This window comes from Lelliottia sp. JS-SCA-14, assembly GCF_035593345.1.
Taxonomy (GTDB): Bacteria; Pseudomonadota; Gammaproteobacteria; order Enterobacterales; family Enterobacteriaceae; genus Enterobacter; species Enterobacter wanjuensis.
The window spans coordinates 3,041,701-3,059,551 of sequence record NZ_CP141606.1 but is presented as its reverse complement, the minus strand read 5'-3'; the positions used below and the strand labels follow the sequence as shown (position 1 = coordinate 3,059,551).

Sequence of the window (17,851 nt, the reverse complement as noted above, 5' to 3'; positions counted from 1 at the left end):
TAAACGATCGGCGGCGACACGCCGAACAAAAAGCGTTTTTCAGCGCCAGTTTTGCGCGCCGCCTTCCGCTAAATCTCTGCGCGCCGTCACATTTTTTTGCAATTTAAACAGGTAACGAACTGAGATTTTCCGTAAAAAGGGCAACGATTTTAAATGACCTGAGGACATATCGTTGAAACGCCGTCTGTTTATTGCTGTTTCTTTACTCGCTTCGAGTATCACCTCCGCACTGGCTGCCGATCCCCTGGACTTTTCGCCGCAGCCGCCGGCCATTCAGGCCGGGTCCTGGGTGCTGATGGATTACACCACGGGTCAAATTTTAACGGCAGGCAACGAGCATCAACAGCGCAATCCGGCCAGTCTCACCAAGCTGATGACGGGCTATGTGGTCGATCGCGCGATCGACAGCCATCGTATTACGCCGGATGACGTCGTTACCGTCGGGCGCGATGCGTGGGCGAAGGGCAATCCGGTGTTCGACGGTTCATCGCTGATGTTCCTGAAAGCGGGCGATCGCGTGACCGTTCGCGACCTCAGCCGCGGCCTGATTGTGGACTCCGGGAACGACGCCTGTGTGGCCCTGGCGGACCATGTGGCGGGCGGTCAGCCGCAGTTCGTCAGCATAATGAACGACTATGTGGAAAAGCTAAACCTGCGCGATACGCACTTTGAAACCGTCCACGGCCTGGATGCGCCGGGCCAGCACAGCTCGGCTTACGATCTGGCGGTGCTGTCACGCGCTATTATTCACGGCGAGCCAGATTTCTATCACATGTACAGCGAAAAGAGCCTGACGTGGAACGGTATCACCCAGCAAAACCGCAACGGTCTGCTGTGGGATAAAACCATGAACGTTGACGGGCTCAAGACCGGTCACACCTCCGGAGCGGGCTTTAACCTGATTGCCTCGGCGGTGGATGGTCAACGTCGTCTGATCGCGGTTGTGATGGGGGCAGACAGCCCGAAAGGTCGCGAAGAGCAGGCCCGCAAGCTGCTGCACTGGGGCCAGCAAAACTTCGATACCGTGCAGATCCTGCGCAGCGGCAAACAGGTCGGGACGGAGCGCATCTGGTACGGCGACAAAGAGCAGATCTCTCTCGGAACGGATCAGGATTTCTGGCTGGCACTGCCGAAAGCGGAAGTCGCCAATATCAAAGCCAAATACGTGCTCGATAAAAAAGAGCTTGAAGCGCCGATTGCCGCCCATCAGCGCGTCGGGGAAATTGAACTGTATGATCGCGATAAAGTCGTTGCCCACTGGCCGTTAGTGACCCTGGAGCCGATTGGCAAGGGCGGTCTGTTCTCCCGTCTGAGCGACTATCTGCACCACAAAGCCTGACGCCTAAAAGAGCAGACTGGCACTCCTGCGAGTCTGCTCACATAATAAACATCTCGTATTTGCCGGACATAACGAATCTGCTTTATAGTGTATAAATATACAGTAATAAACGGAGGCAGTATGGACTACAGCATCAAGCAGCAACCTAAGCGTAAAATTGCCGGTTTTCATCTGGTTGGCCCGTGGGAGCAAACCGTTAAACAAGGCTTTGAGCAACTGGCGATGTGGGTCGATGGCAACAAAATCGAGCCCCTCGAATGGGTGGCGGTTTATTATGACAATCCCGATGAAGTGCCCGCCGAAAAACTGCGCTGCGACACAGCCGTGACCGTGCCAGAAGATTTTCAAATCCCGGCGAACAGCGAAGGGGTGATCCTCACCGAAATCGCGGCAGGGGACTACGCCGTCGCCGTAGCGCGTGTCGAAAATCATGATTTTGGCACGCCCTGGTACAGCTTCTTCAACAGTCTTCTTGAGGACAACCGCTACGGGATCGCGCCGAAGCCTTGCTTCGAGCGCTATCTGAATGATGGCAATGTGGATGGTTACTGGGATATCGAAATGTACGTTGCAGTGCAAAATAAGGCCGTTTAAGTCCGGGCCTGTTATTTGTAGGGTTTTTCTGTCGGACGTGATGCGTCCGGCAGAAAACACAGTACAATTGTGGTTTGCCGTGTAGCTGGAGAGCGGGTGTGCGTCCCGACAAATCATTAACTCCCTTTGAAATCCGTTTGTACCGGAATTACCGCGTCGTGCATGGTTGCCGTATCGCGCTGGCGTTTATTCTCACTTTCCTGCTGGTGAGGCTGTTCCACATCCCTGAGGGGACCTGGCCGCTCATCACGCTGGTGGTGATCATGGGGCCGATCTCTTTCTGGGGAAACGTGGTCCCACGCGCTTTTGAGCGCATAGGCGGCACTATTTTTGGCTCGGCGCTGGGGCTGATTGCGCTCAAGCTGGAGCTGATTTCTCTTCCCGTAATGTTGCTGTGGTGCGCCGGGGCGATGTTCCTGTGCGGCTGGCTCGCACTCGGTAAAAAACCGTATCAGGCGCTGCTGATTGGGATCACGCTCTCAGTGGTCGTCGGTGCCCCGGCAGGGGACATGGCGACAGCCCTGTGGCGAAGCGGCGATGTGATTCTGGGTTCTCTGCTGGCAATGCTGTTTACCGGCATCTGGCCGCAGCGGGCATTCCTGCACTGGCGCATTCAGATGGCGAACTACGTCACCGCCGTGAATCGCGTCTATCAGGCAGGTTTTTCGCCGAATCTGGTTGAACGTCCGCGCCTTGAAAAGCATATGCAAAAAATTCTCAACGATGTCGTCAAGATGCGCGGCATTATCGCGCCCGCCAGCAAAGAGACGCACATTCAGAAATCCATCTTCGAAGCCATCCAGACCGTCAGCCGTAATCTGGTGTGTATGCTCGAACTGCAAATCAACGCCCATTGGGCCTCGCGCGCCAGCCACTTCGTGCTGCTGAATGCGCACACCCTCAAGGAAACCCAGCAGATGACGCAGCAAACGCTGCTGACCATCGCTCACGCGCTGTATGAGGGGAACCCGCAGCCGATCCTGGCGAACAGCGAACGTCTAAACGAAATCACGGCAGAACTGCGGCAGCTGATCAATGACCATCAGGGTGACAATGTGGCGGAAACGCCCATCCACGGCTATGTATGGTTGAGCATGGAAATGGCGAGGCAACTGGAGCTGTTGTCGCATCTTATCTGCCGGGCGCTGCGCAAATAAAAAGCAGCCATTGCCTGTTGTGACGGCTGCTGCTTCGATTCAGCAGCGATTGGGGTTATGATAGGATCAAACGATATAGTCATTGTCATTCGCAGCGGCTGTCAGTAAGGTTATCTGCACAGCGGTTGCTTAACGAATCCGAATCTTACATTAGCAGGGGTATCAAAATGGAAACTACCAAGCCTTCGTTCCAGGATGTTCTGGAATTCGTCCGCCTGTTCCGCCGCAAAAACAAACTGCAGCGTGAAATCCAGGACGTTGAGAAGAAGATCCGTGACAACCAGAAACGTGTTCTGCTGCTTGATAACCTGAGCGACTACATCAAGCCGGGCATGAGCGTTGAAGCTATCCAGGGCATCATCGCCAGCATGAAAACCGACTACGAAGATCGCGTAGACGACTACATCATCAAAAATGCTGAGCTGTCCAAAGAGCGTCGCGACATCTCCAAAAAACTCAAAGTAATTGGCGAAATCAAGAACGGTGAAGCCAAAAGCGAGTAACTTTCGCGAAAATTGATAAGGCCTCTCTGCGAAAGCAGAGGGGCTTTTTTTTGGGCTGTGATGTGCGAGTCGGGAGGGCTACACCTTCTGAACCTTATTGCTCGTTCTTCCTGAACAAAGAACAATGCCTAAGATAATCAGCAATAACGTTAAAAAATGATAGAAATGGAACTGTTGGTTAAGTAATACGATACTCAGCAGTCCGCCAGAGATAGGGATAATATGGGTGAAAATCTCACTTCGTGTTGTCCCGAGCAATTGCACGCCTTTATTCCAGAAAACATAGGCAAGCCAGGAGGGGAATATGACCAGATAAATTGCCCCCAGCACAGGATAAAGTGAAGGGGTATGGTTGAACATAGTCAGTGAACCTGCGCTGTAACAATAAATAAAATACACAGGGACTAATATAATCGTTCCTATTAATGAGGTGAAGCCAACAAAAGCTGTATTAGTGACGCGCTTATCTTTGAGTCTGAGCAAGGCGCAATAACAAGCCCAACTTACCGCGGATATAATGGTCAGCAAGTCTCCAATACCAAATGAAGCTAAACCTCCACTATGAGCATTCGAAAAAGCAAGATAGATAACCCCCGCTGTACTTACGATGACACCTAATATATTGCGCCAGGAGATTTTCTCATGAAAAAACAGGGCATTGATCAAAAGGACAAGGCAGGGCGTACTCGAGATATAAATAGATGCATTTAATGAGCTTGTATACTGCAGGCCGATATAGAGAGTCAGTGGGAAGGTGATCTGACCAAGGAGCGCGTAGATGGCATTTATTTTTATATTGCTCATCAACAAATACCACTCTTTTGCAATGGTCCGCCAGTACAATGTAAACATCAAAACAGTGGTCAATCCCCATCTAAAAATACTGAGGGCGTAAGGGTTAATATAATAAACGAGAATGCTACCTGCAACGTAGTTTCCACCCCAAAAAATAGCTGCAAGTATCAAGAGGATGTAAGGCATAATTCTTCCCTAAATTTCAACTTATCTCTGAAGAGAGTTGGCCCTGTCCATTTTGAAGGTTTTGAACGCTTTTTTTGAGTCATTTATCACAAATTTTTATTTGTGACCGGAGCCGAATAAACCCTATTTGTATCCTTATGTAAGCTAAAATTTAATTGCGTTTAAAGTGAGTTATCGTTTTTAGCCGTTGATTATCACTCATGTACGAAACCCGGCACGCAATGCTATGTGATGACTGGCGGAGGTATGAAAATGCCATCTCAGAAAAGCAAAAAGCCTGCTTCAAAAGCAGGCTTTTCAAATTTGGCTCCTCTGACTGGACTCGAACCAGTGACATACGGATTAACAGTCCGCCGTTCTACCGACTGAACTACAGAGGAATCGGTTAGGAGGCTTATCTTAGCGGCGAAAAAACTTTTGTCAAACCTGATCTTACACTCGGTTGTTCAACTGCTGATTCTGTCGTCAGTTTGTCGTCATTCTCGACAATTTTTTGTGGAAAATACTTTGCAGGATTAGCGTTTCTCCCTCATCATTTGAAATGGAGTTTCAACTTTCTCTCGTTAAGGTCCATTTTGAACGTCACTTCCGCTCTGCGCCAGGCCGTTAAGCGTACGCCCTGGTATGCCAAACGTAAAAGCTATCGTGTTCTGTTCTGGCGTGAAATCACCCCCCTTGCTGTGCCTATCTTTCTGGAAAACACCTGCGTCCTGCTGATGGGCGTGCTCAGCACGTTTCTGGTGAGCTGGCTGGGCAAAGAGGCGATGGCGGGCGTGGGGCTGGCGGACAGCTTTAATATGGTGGTGATGTCGTTCTTTGCCGCTATCGACCTCGGGACAACGGTGGTGGTGGCCTTTAGTCTGGGCAAACTGGACCCGAAACGCGCACGCGAGGCGGCGCGGCAATCCCTGATGATCATGACCGTCTTCTCCATCATTCTGGCGGCGGTGATCCACTATTTCGGTAAAGAGATTATCGATATCGTGGCGGGGGAGGCGACCAATGAGGTGAAAGACCTGGCGCTGACCTACCTCGAAATGACGGTGCTGAGCTATCCGGCGGCGGCCATCGCCCTGATTGGCAGCGGCGCGTTGCGCGGTGCGGGCAACACCAAAATCCCTCTGCTGATCAACGGCGGGATGAACATCCTCAACATCATCATCAGCAGCATTCTGATTTACGGACTCTTCTCCTGGGATGGTCTGGGCTTTGTTGGCGCTGGACTTGGGCTGACTATCTCCCGCTATATCGGCGCGATCGCCATTGTCGTGGTGCTGATGATGGGCGTAAACCCTGCGCTTAAGCTCTCGTTAAAGAGCTACTTCCGCCCGTTCAATTTCGCCATTATCTGGGAAGTGATGGGGATCGGGATCCCTGCCAGCATTGAGTCGGTGCTGTTCAACGGCGGGAAACTGCTCACGCAGATGTTTGTCGCCGGAATGGGCACCGACGTCATTGCCGGTAACTTTATTGCGTTCTCTATTGCCTCGCTGATTAACCTGCCGGGGAACGCCCTCGGGTCGGCGTCGACCATCATCACCGGTAAACGGCTCGGCAAAGGGCAAATTGCCCAGGCGGAACGGCAGCTGCGCCACGTTTTCTGGCTGTCGACGATTGGCCTGACGATTATCGCGTGGGGAACCGCGCCGTTCGCGGGGCTGATGGCCTCGTTCTACACCCATGAGGACGACGTCAAAGAGGTAGTCAAAATCCTTATCTGGATGAACGCCGCGTTTATGCCTATCTGGGCGGCGTCGTGGGTGCTTCCTGCGGGGCTCAAAGGGGCGCGTGACGCGCGCTTTGCGATGTGGGTATCGATGCTCGGCATGTGGGGCTGTCGCGTGGTGGCGGGGTATGGGCTCGGGATTATGCTCGGGATGGGCGTGGTGGGCGTCTGGCTGGGGATGTTCCTCGACTGGGCGGTGCGCGGCGCGCTGTTCTACTGGCGTATGGTTAGCGGTCGCTGGCTGTGGAAATACCCGCGGATCAAAGCCCAAAATGAGGCTCCTGACGCGCCTGAACGGTTGACAAGTGTGCGAACTGAGGAATAAAGCAGCAAACGAACATTTTTGTGCATTCTGTCTTTGACAATGCCGGGTGGCGTCGATAATATGCGCCCCGTTCACACGATTCCTCTGTAGTTCAGTCGGTAGAACGGCGGACTGTTAATCCGTATGTCACTGGTTCGAGTCCAGTCAGAGGAGCCAAATTTAAGAAGCCTGCTCAGGAAACTGAGCGGGCTTTTTGCTTTTCTGCGTTTGGTAAATTGCCGGGTGGCGGCTTCGCCTTACCCGGCCTACAGGAGCGTACGGATTATCCCGCCTGCACGCGAATCGGCGCGGTGGCTGCAAACAGCCACGGACGCGCATCGCTCTCGACCAGCGGCGACAACACGTCCCGCACCTGCTGGTGATACTCATCCAGCCACTGCTTCTCCTGCTCGCTGAGCAGATGCAGTTCCACCTGGCTTAAATCAATCGGGATCAGCGTCAGGGAGGCAAATTTGCAGAAGCCCGGCATGCTCTCCACGATCTCTACCTGATTCTCAATGCGAATACCGTGACTGTCGGCCTGATAGTAGCCCGGCTCGATAGTGATGATATTCCCCGCCGTCAGCGGCCACGGGTTCACTTTCTTCGCAATGCGCTGCGGATTCTCGTGGATCAACAGCTGATGCCCCACGCCATGCCCGGTCCCGTGATCGTAATCCAGCCCCAGCTCCCACAGTGGACGGCGGGCAAAAGCATCGAGCTGATGTCCCTGCGTACCCGACGGGAATTGCAGCGAGATCAGGGACAAGAAGCCTTTCAGTACCGCGGTGTAGTGCAGGCGCTGCTGCGCATCCAGCTTGCTGTAGGCGAGGGTACGGGTCGCATCGGTGGTGCCGTTATGATACTGACCGCCGGAATCGTTCAAATAAAAATGCCCTCTGACGATCGCCTTATTTGATGCTTCACTCGAATGGTAATGGCACATCGCGGCGTTACTGGCAGAGGCGGAGATGGTCTCGAAGCTCTGCTCGATGAATCCGCTTTGCTGCTCGCGGAACTTAAGCTGCTGCGCCTGGGCTTCCAGCTCGGTCAGCGGCTTGCCTGCAGCCTCGCGCTGCGGCACTTCGTGGGACAGCCACGCGAGAAAGTTCACCCACGCGGCACCGTCCTGCTGGTGGCATTCGCGATAGCCTTCCAGCTCAACCGGATTTTTATGCGCTTTCAGGAGCGTCACCGGATCGGCCTGCCAGAGGATCTCTCCCTGCGGCTCAATCGCAAAACGCAGCGCGACCGGTGCGGAATCCGCATCCAGCCACACGCGCTTGCCTTCGCCGAGCTGTTTGCAGCGCGGCACAAAATCATCCTGCGGTGAAATCACGATCCCTTCCACGGCAGAGGCCGGCAGCTCGCGAAGCTTGTCGCCGTCGACAAACCATTCGACGTCGCCCTCGCGGCTCAGCAGCGCGAAGGAGAGCGGCACCGGGCTGGTCGGAATATCAGACCCACGCACGTTCAGCAGCCAGGCGATGTTATCCGGCATGGTCAGCGCCAGATAATCCGCGCCGTTACTTTGCAACAGTTGCGCCACACGACGGCGTTTATCGGCGCTGCTCTCGCCGCTGACCGCAACGGGCATCTCACGGATCATCCCCGCCGGGGCGGCAGGACGGTTGGTCCAGAGGGTGTCGAACGGCGACGCGTCGAGGGCCACAAATTCACAGGCAGTAGCGGCCAACTGCTGATACTCGTTATGGGTCATCAGCAGCGGGTCAAAGGCGATACGCGTTCCCGCGCTGGCATTGGCGTCAAGCCACTGGGCCAGCGGTTCGTTGTGCAGATGATGGATGGCAAAATCGTCCATGTTGACCTGCACGCGAGCCTGCACCTGGTAGCGTCCGTCGACGAACAGCAGGGCGCGATCTTTCAGAACCAGCGCCAGCCCCGCCGAGCCGTCAAAGCCGGTCAGCCACGCCAGTTTTTCGAAATGGGGCGCGCAGTATTCGCTCTGCCACGCATCGGTGCGCGGGACGATCATCCCGTCGAGATGATTTTCCTGTAGCCACTGGCGAAGCGCCGTAAGCGGTGTGGTGGTGTGCATGATTTTTCCTTGTTGTTTTTAGCGGAACGGCGGCTCGTTAAAGGTGCGCAGTTTGCGCGAATGCAGCTTGTCGCCTTCTGCACGCAGTAAGTCGATCGCCCGAATGCCAATCTGCAGATGCTCGGAAATCGCTCCCTCGTAGAAGCGGTTAGCCTGGCCGGGGAGTTTAATCTCGCCGTGCAGCGGTTTGTCCGAAACGCACAGCAGCGTGCCGTACGGGACGCGGAAACGGTAGCCCTGGGCGGCAATGGTGGCGCTTTCCATATCGATGGCCACCGCGCGGCTTAGGTTAAAACGCAGGGCCGACGCCGAGTAGCGCAGCTCCCAGTTGCGGTCGTCGGTGGTGACCACCGTCCCCGTGCGCAGGCGCTGTTTAACCTCTTCGCCCGGCATGCCGCTCACCTGCTTGGTGGCGTCGTACAGCGCGCGCTGGACTTCGGCGATGCTCGGGATCGGGATATCCGGCGGCAGCACCGCGTCGAGCACGTGGTCGTCGCGCAGATAGGCGTGGGCGAGGACGTAATCACCGATCAGCTGGCTTTCGCGCAGGCCGCCGCAGTGGCCGATCATCAGCCACACGTCCGGGCGCAGTACCGCCAGATGGTCGCAGATAGTTTTGGCATTCGACGGGCCGACGCCGATGTTAATCAGGGTAATGCCCTGACCGTCGGCGGTGATCAGGTGCCAGGCTGGCATCTGATGTTTTTTCCACGCCAGATCGGAAATCGCCATCTCAGGCGCTTCGGTCTCGGCGGTGATCCAGATCCCGCCCGCGCAGGAGAGCGCCACGTACGGGCTGTCCGGATCGAGGATCTGGCTGCAGCCCCAGCGCACAAACTCATCCACGTAGCGGGTGTAGTTGGTGAACAGCACAAACGGCTGGAAATGTTCGACCGGCGTGCCGGTGTAGTGGCGCAGGCGCGCCAGCGAGAAATCGACGCGACGCGCATCGAAGTGCGACAGCGGGGAAAACTCCGCCGGATGGTAAATGCCGTCGGCGGTCTCATCGCCAATCTGCGACAGCTCGGTGGTCGGGAAGTGGCGCGTCAGCCCGGCGCTCATCGAACGATCCAGCGTCAGCGCCGAACCGTCAATCACGTACGGGTACGGGATTTCGTGCATCGAGGGTTCAACGGCGATATGCGCGTCGTAATCCTGATACAGCAGCGTCAGCTGCTCTTCTAGATAGGGGCGGAACAGGGAAGGGCGGGTAACGGTGGTGGAGTAGCATCCTGAATGGGTAAAGCGGGCGTAGGCACGGGTTTTTGGTGTGTTGGTGGTGCCGCCGTCCCAGGTTACCGAGAGCGAGGGATAAACAAAAAGGCCGTCGAGTCGGGCCTTTTCATCAGGAAGCGTTCCGTTTTCAATGTACTCGCTAATGGCGGTGCGCAGGGCGTTGACAGATTGCTCGTACAACGCCTCCAGCTTTTCCAGCGCCTGAGCAGGTGTCAGGCTTAAGCCCTTATTATTCATGTCTGTCTCCTTGATCCACAGATGTGCGACGTCACTCGATAGTATGTCACTCACATGTGAAAAAAAAGTCAGGACATCATCAGTGGGACTCTTTCATCAGCAGCGCCGTGGCGGCGGAGATCAGGCAGCCCGCCAGCAGGTAAATCGCCACGCTCTGCCAGTTGCCGCCGGAGAAGGTGACTAAGGCCGCGGCGATAAACGGCGTAAACCCGCCGCCGACCACGCTCGCCACCTGATAGCCCACGCCCGCGCCGCTGTAGCGATAGCTCGCGCCAAACATCTCCGTAAACATCGGCTGCTGCACGCACACCACCATGTCATGGGCAATGTTGGCGAGCATAATGGCGAAGAACACAATCCAGAACATCGACTGGGCTTCCAGCGCCATAAAGAACGGCCAGGCGCTGAGGCTGCCGATCAGCGCCCCGGTGATGTAGACGCGCCGACGGCCAAACCGGTCCGCCAGCCACGCAAAGCAGGGAATGCTGAGACAACTAATGCCACCCACCAGCAGGCCAATATTCAGAAAAAGCTCACGTGGCAGGCCGAGATTTTGCGTCGAATAGTTCAGGGCGAAGGCGGTAACGATATACATCGTCAGCAGCTCGCACAGGCGCAGAGCGATGATCTTCAGGAACGCGCCGGGATGCTGGAGCAAAGCTTCCATCACCGGCAGGCGTTTCTTCACCACCGGCGTTTCGTTCTGCTGCTTTTCAAATTCGGCGGACTCTTCCATGCCGTTGCGGATCCACAGGGCGGCCAGCACCAGCACGATGCTGAACAGGAACGGAATGCGCCAGCCCCAGCTCAGGAACTGCTCGTCGGTGGTCATTAGGCTTATCAGAGAAACCAGCCCGGTGGAGAGCAACAGGCCGACGCCGTAACCCACCTGCACGCCGCTGCTGTAGAAGGCTTTCTTGTGTTTCGGCGCGCTTTCAACGGAGAGCAGCGCCGCGCCGCCCCATTCACCGCCCACGGCAAAGCCCTGAATGGCGCGCAGAGTCACCAGCAGGACCGGCGCCCACCAGCCGATGGTGTCGAACGACGGCAAAATACCGATCAGCGCAGTGGCGATGCCCATCATCCAGACCGTGAGCATCAGCATCCGCTTGCGGCCCAGTTTGTCGCCGAAATGACCGAAGATCACGCCGCCCAGCGGGCGAAACAGGAACCCGACGCCAAAGGTGGCAAACGCGGCGAGGGTGCCCATTGCCGGGCTGACCTGAGGGAAGAATTCGCGGTTAAATACCAGAGCGGCGGTGATGCCGTAGAGCAGAAAGTCATACCAGTCGACGACGGCTCCGGCGAAACTGCCGAGGGCGGCGCGTCGGGCGCGATTAAGCGATAGTGTCTCCTCGTTGGGGCGTTCGGAGATGAGGGTGGAGTCCATTTTTAGTCCTGTCTGTACCGTATTTTTCATTATTAGTATGGGGAAAAGGTTACTCACATCGTGCCCGCCGTGGAGACGGGAACCATGAGACTACCCCGACAGGCGGCAGGTGAAAATGATTTTATCCGCCCTGTACGGTAAAATTTCCGAAACGCGACGACGGGGTTTCCAGAAAAGGGATTACAGTATTAGTTATCGCATAACGATTTGCAGAGGGATTAACTATGCACGCGCTTCGGATTGCCTTACTCATTATGTTGATGTGGTTTGTGGCCCCTTTATATGCTGAGCCGGGTGTTTACGGGGAACAGCGCATCACCGGCTGGTGGAACAACTTCACCAACGATGTTTCTCAAACGTGGAATGAGCCGCAAAACTACGATCTCTATCTGCCCTTTCTGAGCTGGCATGCGCGCTTTATGTACGACAAAGAGAAAACCGATAACTACAACGAAATGCCGTGGGGCGGCGGGTTTGGGGTTTCTCGTTATAACGAAGAGGGGAACTGGAGTTCTCTCTACGCGATGATGTTTAAAGATTCCCACAACGAATGGCAGCCGATTGTCGGCTACGGCTGGGAGAAGGGCTGGTATCTGGATAATGCGCAGGATTTCCGCCTCGGGCTTGGCGTCACGGCGGGGATCACGGCGCGGCAGGATTTTGCGAACTATGTGCCGCTGCCGATCATTTTGCCGCTGTTCTCCGCCGGGTATAAACGGCTGAACGTGCAGTTCACCTATATTCCGGGGACCTACAACAACGGCAACGTGCTGTTTGCGTGGCTGCGGTATGGGTTTTAAAGTCGGGTGGCGCTGCGCTTACCCGACCTACAGGAGCAGCGGTTTTTCTCCCTCTCCCTGTGGGAGAGGGTTGGGGTGAGGGCATCAGACCGCACTAGCCCGAAGCGCGCACGGTCTCAAAGCGTGATGATCTTCTTAACCGTCGAATGCGACAGCGCCAGCATCGAAATCAGCACCGACGCCACAAACGTCAGCCCAATCAGCAGCAGCTTAGTGGTGAGTGAGGTCACAGGGATCAGCGACGTAAGCAGGTGAAACACCGAATAGTGAAGAATATACACCCCGGTCATCGTTTTACTGACCGCGGCTAAAATCGCCTCTTTGAACTCGATATTTCTGCGAAACCGCACGCCGTTGGCGGCAATCACCAGCGCCACGATCAGGATGTAAATCTGCGAGCCGGTCAGAATAAATGCGTTGCGATCCGCCTTGAACAGGGCGAAAAAGAAGTGCCGCTCATAAAACCAGGTGAACAGATAAATTACCGGAATCGCCGCGATGGCCGCTTTCACCACTTTGTCTTTACTTATCCAGGCGGAAACCAGCGGGTCGAAAAAAATCTGACCGGTGAGATAAAACAGCAGCCAGGTCCAGAGCCGATACTGCGGCGCCAGCGACAGGAGATGCTTATCGGGATAAAGCGCCGACAGCAAATCGTAGCCATAGGCAAACACCAGCAGGGTGAAAATCACGCCGAAAAACAGGCGTCGCCGCTGGCTTAGCCACTCAATCAGCGGGTGGAAGGTATAAATCACGATAAAGGTGAAGACAAACCACGGCTGGATTAAATACCCGCGTTGATATGGCTCCCACAGGTAATAGACCGTCATCCAGAACAAAAACACCACCACCACCGCTTTGATCTTTCCGAGCTGCCAGCGCGAGCCGTGCCGAGACTGAGCGTCCAGATAGCCCGCCACCACAAAAAACAGCGGCGTGGCGATAGTGGAGATAAAGGTCAGGAAACCGAGGATCCAGTGATAATCGTAATCGTAGCGATCCCAGGTGTGGTACAGAGTGAAAAAGGTCACCGCCGTCATGCATCCCAGCGTTTTAATAATGTTCAGCCCGGTTGGGTTCATTGGGGTTCTGCCCTCTCCGTGGGGTGGAAACAGGCATAAATAACCGGAAGTACCAGCAGCGTCAAGATAGTGGCAAAGCCCAGGCCAAACATGATCACCACCGCCATGCTCTGGAAGAAGACATCGCGCAGCAGCGGGGCCAGCCCCAGCACCGTCGTAAAGGCCGTCAGCAGAATAGGGCGCAAGCGCGAGGTGGCGGCATCGACGATCGCCTGATGCTGGGCTTTGTGCTCTTTCTGCTGCTCAATCTCTTCCACCAGCACGATGCCGTTACGAATGAGCATCCCGCTCAGACTCAGCAGCCCAATCAGCGCCATAAAACCAAACGGAATGCCGGTGAGTAAAAAGCCCGGCGTCACGCCGATCAGCGCCAGCGGCACCGTCAGCCAGATCGCCACCGCGTTTTTCACCGAGCTGAACATCAGGATGGTGATGATGAACATCACCAGGAAACCGATCGGCAGGGTGGTGAAAATGCCCTGCTGCGCCTCGCTGGAGTTTTCCGCATCGCCACCCCACTCAATGCTGTAGCCGTGCGGCAGCGGCAGGGCATCAATATCAGGTTTCACCCGGGCCAGAATATCGCCGGAGGTTTCGTTGCTGAGCGGGTCGGGGTCGGTCTGCACCGTCAGCACCCGGCTGCGGTCCCGGCGCAGGATCAGCGGATCTTCCCACTCCAGCGCAAAGCCGCTCACCACGTTGCTCAGGGGAATGTACTGCTGGCGGTTTTGACTCCACACCAGCACGTTGTTGAGATGATTGGCATCCTGGCGCTCGCTCTCCGGCGGGCGCACCACCACGGGCAGCAGGTCCGAACCTTCCCGGTACAACCCGACGCGGCTGCCGGAGAAATTCATCTCCAGCGCACTGTCGATATCCTGTTTATCCACCCCCAGCTCGCGCCCGGAGGCGGCGACGTACTGCGGGCGGATCACTTTGCTGCGGTTTTGCCAGTCGTTACGGACGCTGTCCGTCGCCGGATCGCGGGCCAGAATGTCATCCACCTGGCTGGCAATCAGCCGCAGCCGATCCGGGTCCGGCCCTTTGATGCGCACTTCAATGGCGCTGTCGCCGGACGGGCCGAACATCACCCGTTTGGTGCTGGCGTTAATCTCCGGATAGTGGCGGGCAATATCCTCGTCGACGTGGCGGGTCAGGGCGGCAATGTTACGCTGATCGTCCATGCGCACCATGATTTGCGCGTAGTTGCTGTACTGCCGCTGGCCGCTGTAGGTCAGGATAAAACGCATGCTCCCCTGGCCAATGGTCGAGACGGTAGTAACCACGCCCGGCTGGCCGTTGATCGATTTTTCAATCTCGCTGGTGATCCTTTCGGTCTGGGCGATATCCGTCCCGTAGGGCAGCCACAGGTCGACAAAGAAAATCGGCGTATTTGACGACGGGAAGAAGTTTTGCCGGACGGCTCCGAAGCCCCAGATAGCGCCAGCCAGCAGAACCGCCATCAGCGTCAGGGTGATCGTTTTGCGCACCAGCAGCGCGTTGAGCATGTTCTGGTACAGACGGTAAAAGCGCCGGTTGTAGGGATCGACCTCCGCCGGTGTGTCGGCGGTTTGCTGGCCCTTAAACAACCACCATTTGATCATCACCGGGGTGAGGGTCAGCGCCGAGAACCAGCTCAGCAGCAGAGAGATCAGCAGCACCTGGAACAGGGATTTACAGTATTCGCCCGTCGAATCCTGCGACAGCCCAATCGGCGCAAAGGCGAGGATCGCGATCACCGTCGCGCCCAGCAGGGGCAGGGCAGAGCGGCGAATGACGTAGTTAATCGCCGTCATAAGCGTGGAGCCGCGCTGCCGGGCGATCAGGACGCCTTCCACGATCACGATCGCATTATCCACCAGCATACTCAGGGCGATAATCAACGCCCCGAGCGAGATGCGCTGTAGCTCAATGCCCCACAGGTACATGATCAGCAGCGTGCCCAGCACGTTCAGGGCCAGCGACAGGGCGATGATAATCCCGCTGCGCAAGCCCATAAAAATCAGCAGCACGCCGATGACAATCGCCAGCGCCATCAGGAAGTTAATGATAAATCCGTTCACCGAGTGGCCCACTTCGGCGGCCTGGTCGTAGAACAGATCGATGTTAATGCCCGCCGGTTTTTCCGCCGACATCTGCTGCAGTTTGGCCTCCAGCGCGCGGCCCACGTCAATGACGTTCACGCCCGGAATAAACGAAACGCCCATGGTCACGGCCTGACGACCGTTGGCATGGTAAATACTCGACGGGGAAACCGTCAGCCCGCGCGAAATGGTGGCGATATCCCGCAAGCGCGTCGCCGCACCTACGCCGGGTGGGGTGATAATCAAATCCCCGAGTTCATCAAGATTTTCAAACTCACCCGTCGGGTGTAGGCGAATAGATTCGCTCCCGGAGGCAATCTCCCCGGCGTTGGCTACGCTGTTCACTCGCCCCAGTAGCGTCGAAATCTGCCCGAGGGTGACCCCGCGCGCCGCCATTTTCGCGAGGTTGATATCCACATTAATCTGCTGCGGCACCGCGCCGCCAATCGCCACTTTCCCGACGCCGGGGATCAGCACCAGCTCACGGCGCAACTGGTCGGCATACTGAGACAGTTCAGGATTGGTAAAATTATCGCCCGAGATGGCAAAGAAAAAACCAAACACATCGCCGAAGTCGTCATTGACGAACGGCGTCACCACCCCCGGTGGAAACTGGCGCGACGCGTCGCCCACGCGGCGGCGCAGCTCGTCCCAGATTTGCGGCAGTTCGTTGGAGTGGTAGCGCGAGGCGATATTCACGGTGATTTGCGACAGCCCGTTGGAAGAGATCGAGCTGACGTTATCGAGGTAGGGCAACTGCTGCAGGGCATTTTCCAGCGGCAGCGTGACCTCCTCTTCCACCTGCTGAGCCGACGCGCCCGGGTAGTGGGTGACCACCACCGCCGTTTTAATGGTAAACGCCGGATCTTCCAGCCGACCAATATTGAGCAGGGCAAAAATTCCGCCGACGCCGAGGAGCAGCACCGTCAGCCAGACGCGAATCGGGTTGTCGATAAACTGGCGAGAGATATCCATTACAGACCTCGCTCACGCGTCCAGATACGTACCGGCTGTTTGGCGTGTAATTCGCCAACGCCCGCCGCGACGACGCGCTCTCCGGCTTTCAGACCCTCGGTGACGATCACGCCCTGAGCGGTGACCTGCCCGACCGTCACCTGGCGATCTTCCAGCTGCAGATTATCGCCATCGCCTTTTACCACCCAGACGTGCGGCTGGTTGCGCGGGCTGTTATCCGGATTGAATACCGCTTCGACCGGCACCACCAGCGCATTGCGTCCCGCGCCCGCCGGGAGATTCGCCAGATTGACGGTCACCGTGCCGCTCACGCCGCCCACCGCCGGAAAATCATCCGGACGCGGCATGGTTAAAATCACCTGCCAGGTGAGGGTATTGCTGTCGCTGCTGCCGGTGTGCTCTTTGTACACCGCGCTAAATTCGCGGTCCGGAATCGAATTGATCTTCACCACCGGGCGATAGTCAGCGTTACGGATATCCAGAGTTTTGAACAGATTTTCCGGAATGCTAAACACCACGTCGAGCAGATCGGTGCGGGTCAGGGTCACAATCGGCTGCCCGGCAGAAACGACCTGATGATTGCGCACCTGCACGCTGGCCGCCGTGCCCGCGAAAGGGGCAGTGAGCGTCATCTGGCTCAGCTCCTCCTGGGCGATTTTCAGCGCCGCATTGGCGGAATCGCGGGTGGCGCGCTGCACGTCCATCTCCGCTTTGGAGATGGCCTGGCGTCCGGCCAGGGTCTGGAAGCGATCGAACTGGCGCTGGGCCAGAGTGGCGGAAGTTTGTCGGTCTCTCACGCGCTGCTGGGCTTCCCGCGCGTTGAGGCTCGCCAGCTGTTGGCCCTGTTTTACGGGAGTGCCCTGGCGAATATCGAGCGTTTCAATCTGGCCGCCGCGTTTAAATGAGAGGTCGGTGGCGTCGCCGGACTCTATTCTGGCGGGAAAGACGCGCTGCTGCGCCTGGCCTGCGTCCGTCACCGTGGCGACTTTCACCATTCTCGGCTGGGGTGTGGCTTCTGGCGCTTTTTGATCGCAGGCAGCAATGAAAAGAATAAGAACTGGCATCAGCGCAACGTAACGATTCACACTATTCCCCTAATAAATAAAAACGCTATTTATTACGAACACTTACCTTGCACGGTTTTATTCCGCGAGAGCCGAAACCACCAGATAAGTCAATAATCCCACGGCGGCGCTGGACACTATGGCCAGGGCAATAAACAACGCGAGGCGAATCAGGCTATATCCAAACATCTTTCCTCCCTTTCGAATACCTGCAAGCGAGTCAGGCATGCTCATCCAGCGTCGGTAGTGGATTGTTAAGCAAGCCAGAATGTCTTTTTATGAGCATAGCCTGTGAAGTGGGAAAAGGTTAAGCCGAGCCT

13 protein-coding genes, 2 tRNA genes and 1 pseudogene are annotated in these 17,851 nt (G+C 56.3%); 8 read left to right on the top strand and 8 right to left on the bottom strand.

Going from position 1 to position 17,851, the window contains the following annotated elements:
- Nucleotides 1–172 precede the first annotated feature (172 nt).
- From dacD to U9O48_RS14360, 4 genes are all read left to right on the top strand, one after another.
- Nucleotides 173–1,339: a serine-type D-Ala-D-Ala carboxypeptidase DacD gene (gene dacD / locus U9O48_RS14375; protein WP_324722698.1), complete on the top strand. Its 1,167-nt coding sequence runs from the start codon at nucleotides 173–175 to the stop codon at nucleotides 1,337–1,339.
- 120 nt (nucleotides 1,340–1,459) lie between these two features.
- The gene (gene sbmC / locus U9O48_RS14370) at nucleotides 1,460–1,933 is read left to right on the top strand and encodes a DNA gyrase inhibitor SbmC (protein ID WP_285144143.1); all 474 of its coding nucleotides are present in this window, start codon (nucleotides 1,460–1,462) and stop codon (nucleotides 1,931–1,933) included.
- Between the two features lie 98 nt (nucleotides 1,934–2,031).
- Nucleotides 2,032–3,090 (top strand): FUSC family protein, encoded by a 1,059-nt coding sequence (locus U9O48_RS14365; RefSeq protein ID WP_282494014.1) that lies wholly within the window; start codon nucleotides 2,032–2,034, stop codon nucleotides 3,088–3,090.
- A 167-nt stretch (nucleotides 3,091–3,257) separates the two neighbouring features.
- A complete protein-coding gene (locus tag U9O48_RS14360; protein WP_095282548.1) occupies nucleotides 3,258–3,593 on the top strand; it encodes a DUF496 family protein in 336 nt (111 codons plus the stop codon).
- 78 nt (nucleotides 3,594–3,671) lie between these two features.
- Here U9O48_RS14360 and U9O48_RS14355 read toward each other — a convergent pair whose 3' ends face one another.
- Nucleotides 3,672–4,574: a DMT family transporter gene (locus U9O48_RS14355; RefSeq protein ID WP_324722697.1), complete on the bottom strand. Its 903-nt coding sequence runs from the start codon at nucleotides 4,572–4,574 to the stop codon at nucleotides 3,672–3,674.
- Between the two features lie 304 nt (nucleotides 4,575–4,878).
- Nucleotides 4,879–4,954 (bottom strand) — tRNA-Asn (locus tag U9O48_RS14350).
- A gap of 21 nt (nucleotides 4,955–4,975) precedes the next feature.
- Here U9O48_RS14350 and U9O48_RS23370 point away from each other — a divergent pair.
- From U9O48_RS23370 to U9O48_RS14340, 3 genes and pseudogenes are all read left to right on the top strand, one after another.
- Nucleotides 4,976–5,056 (top strand): annotated as a pseudogene (locus U9O48_RS23370) (hypothetical protein); the annotation flags it as partial.
- Nucleotides 5,057–5,110: 54 nt separating this feature from the next.
- The gene (locus U9O48_RS14345; RefSeq protein WP_324722696.1) at nucleotides 5,111–6,625 is read left to right on the top strand and encodes an EmmdR/YeeO family multidrug/toxin efflux MATE transporter; all 1,515 of its coding nucleotides are present in this window, start codon (nucleotides 5,111–5,113) and stop codon (nucleotides 6,623–6,625) included.
- An 80-nt stretch (nucleotides 6,626–6,705) separates the two neighbouring features.
- A tRNA-Asn gene (locus U9O48_RS14340) sits at nucleotides 6,706–6,781 on the top strand.
- 106 nt (nucleotides 6,782–6,887) lie between these two features.
- On the opposite strand, the gene U9O48_RS14335 is transcribed toward U9O48_RS14340, so the two are convergent.
- The 3 genes from U9O48_RS14335 to shiA form a co-directional block, all read right to left on the bottom strand.
- Complete coding sequence (locus tag U9O48_RS14335; protein ID WP_324722695.1) at nucleotides 6,888–8,663, bottom strand: aminopeptidase P family protein; 1,776 nt, start codon at nucleotides 8,661–8,663, stop codon at nucleotides 6,888–6,890.
- A gap of 18 nt (nucleotides 8,664–8,681) precedes the next feature.
- The gene (locus U9O48_RS14330; RefSeq protein WP_282494019.1) at nucleotides 8,682–10,136 is read right to left on the bottom strand and encodes an AMP nucleosidase; all 1,455 of its coding nucleotides are present in this window, start codon (nucleotides 10,134–10,136) and stop codon (nucleotides 8,682–8,684) included.
- A 79-nt stretch (nucleotides 10,137–10,215) separates the two neighbouring features.
- Nucleotides 10,216–11,526, bottom strand: a complete 1,311-nt coding sequence (shiA, locus tag U9O48_RS14325; RefSeq protein WP_285144148.1) for a shikimate transporter — start codon at nucleotides 11,524–11,526, stop codon at nucleotides 10,216–10,218.
- A 224-nt stretch (nucleotides 11,527–11,750) separates the two neighbouring features.
- Between shiA and pagP the strand changes: the two genes are divergently transcribed.
- On the top strand, nucleotides 11,751–12,326 hold the full coding sequence (pagP, locus tag U9O48_RS14320) for a lipid IV(A) palmitoyltransferase PagP (RefSeq protein WP_282494021.1): 576 nt from the start codon (nucleotides 11,751–11,753) through the stop codon (nucleotides 12,324–12,326).
- A 116-nt stretch (nucleotides 12,327–12,442) separates the two neighbouring features.
- Here pagP and U9O48_RS14315 read toward each other — a convergent pair whose 3' ends face one another.
- From U9O48_RS14315 to U9O48_RS14305, 3 genes are read right to left on the bottom strand one after another with little or no spacing between them, the layout of a single operon-like run.
- A complete protein-coding gene (locus tag U9O48_RS14315; protein WP_285144363.1) occupies nucleotides 12,443–13,366 on the bottom strand; it encodes an acyltransferase in 924 nt (307 codons plus the stop codon).
- Nucleotides 13,367–13,404: 38 nt separating this feature from the next.
- On the bottom strand, nucleotides 13,405–16,467 hold the full coding sequence (locus U9O48_RS14310) for an efflux RND transporter permease subunit (RefSeq protein ID WP_324722694.1): 3,063 nt from the start codon (nucleotides 16,465–16,467) through the stop codon (nucleotides 13,405–13,407).
- Nucleotides 16,467–17,552, bottom strand: coding sequence for an efflux RND transporter periplasmic adaptor subunit (locus U9O48_RS14305; RefSeq protein WP_324722693.1), 1,086 nt, complete (start codon nucleotides 17,550–17,552; stop codon nucleotides 16,467–16,469). The genes U9O48_RS14310 and U9O48_RS14305 overlap by 1 nt, the downstream gene beginning before the upstream one ends.
- Nucleotides 17,553–17,851: the final 299 nt, after the last annotated feature.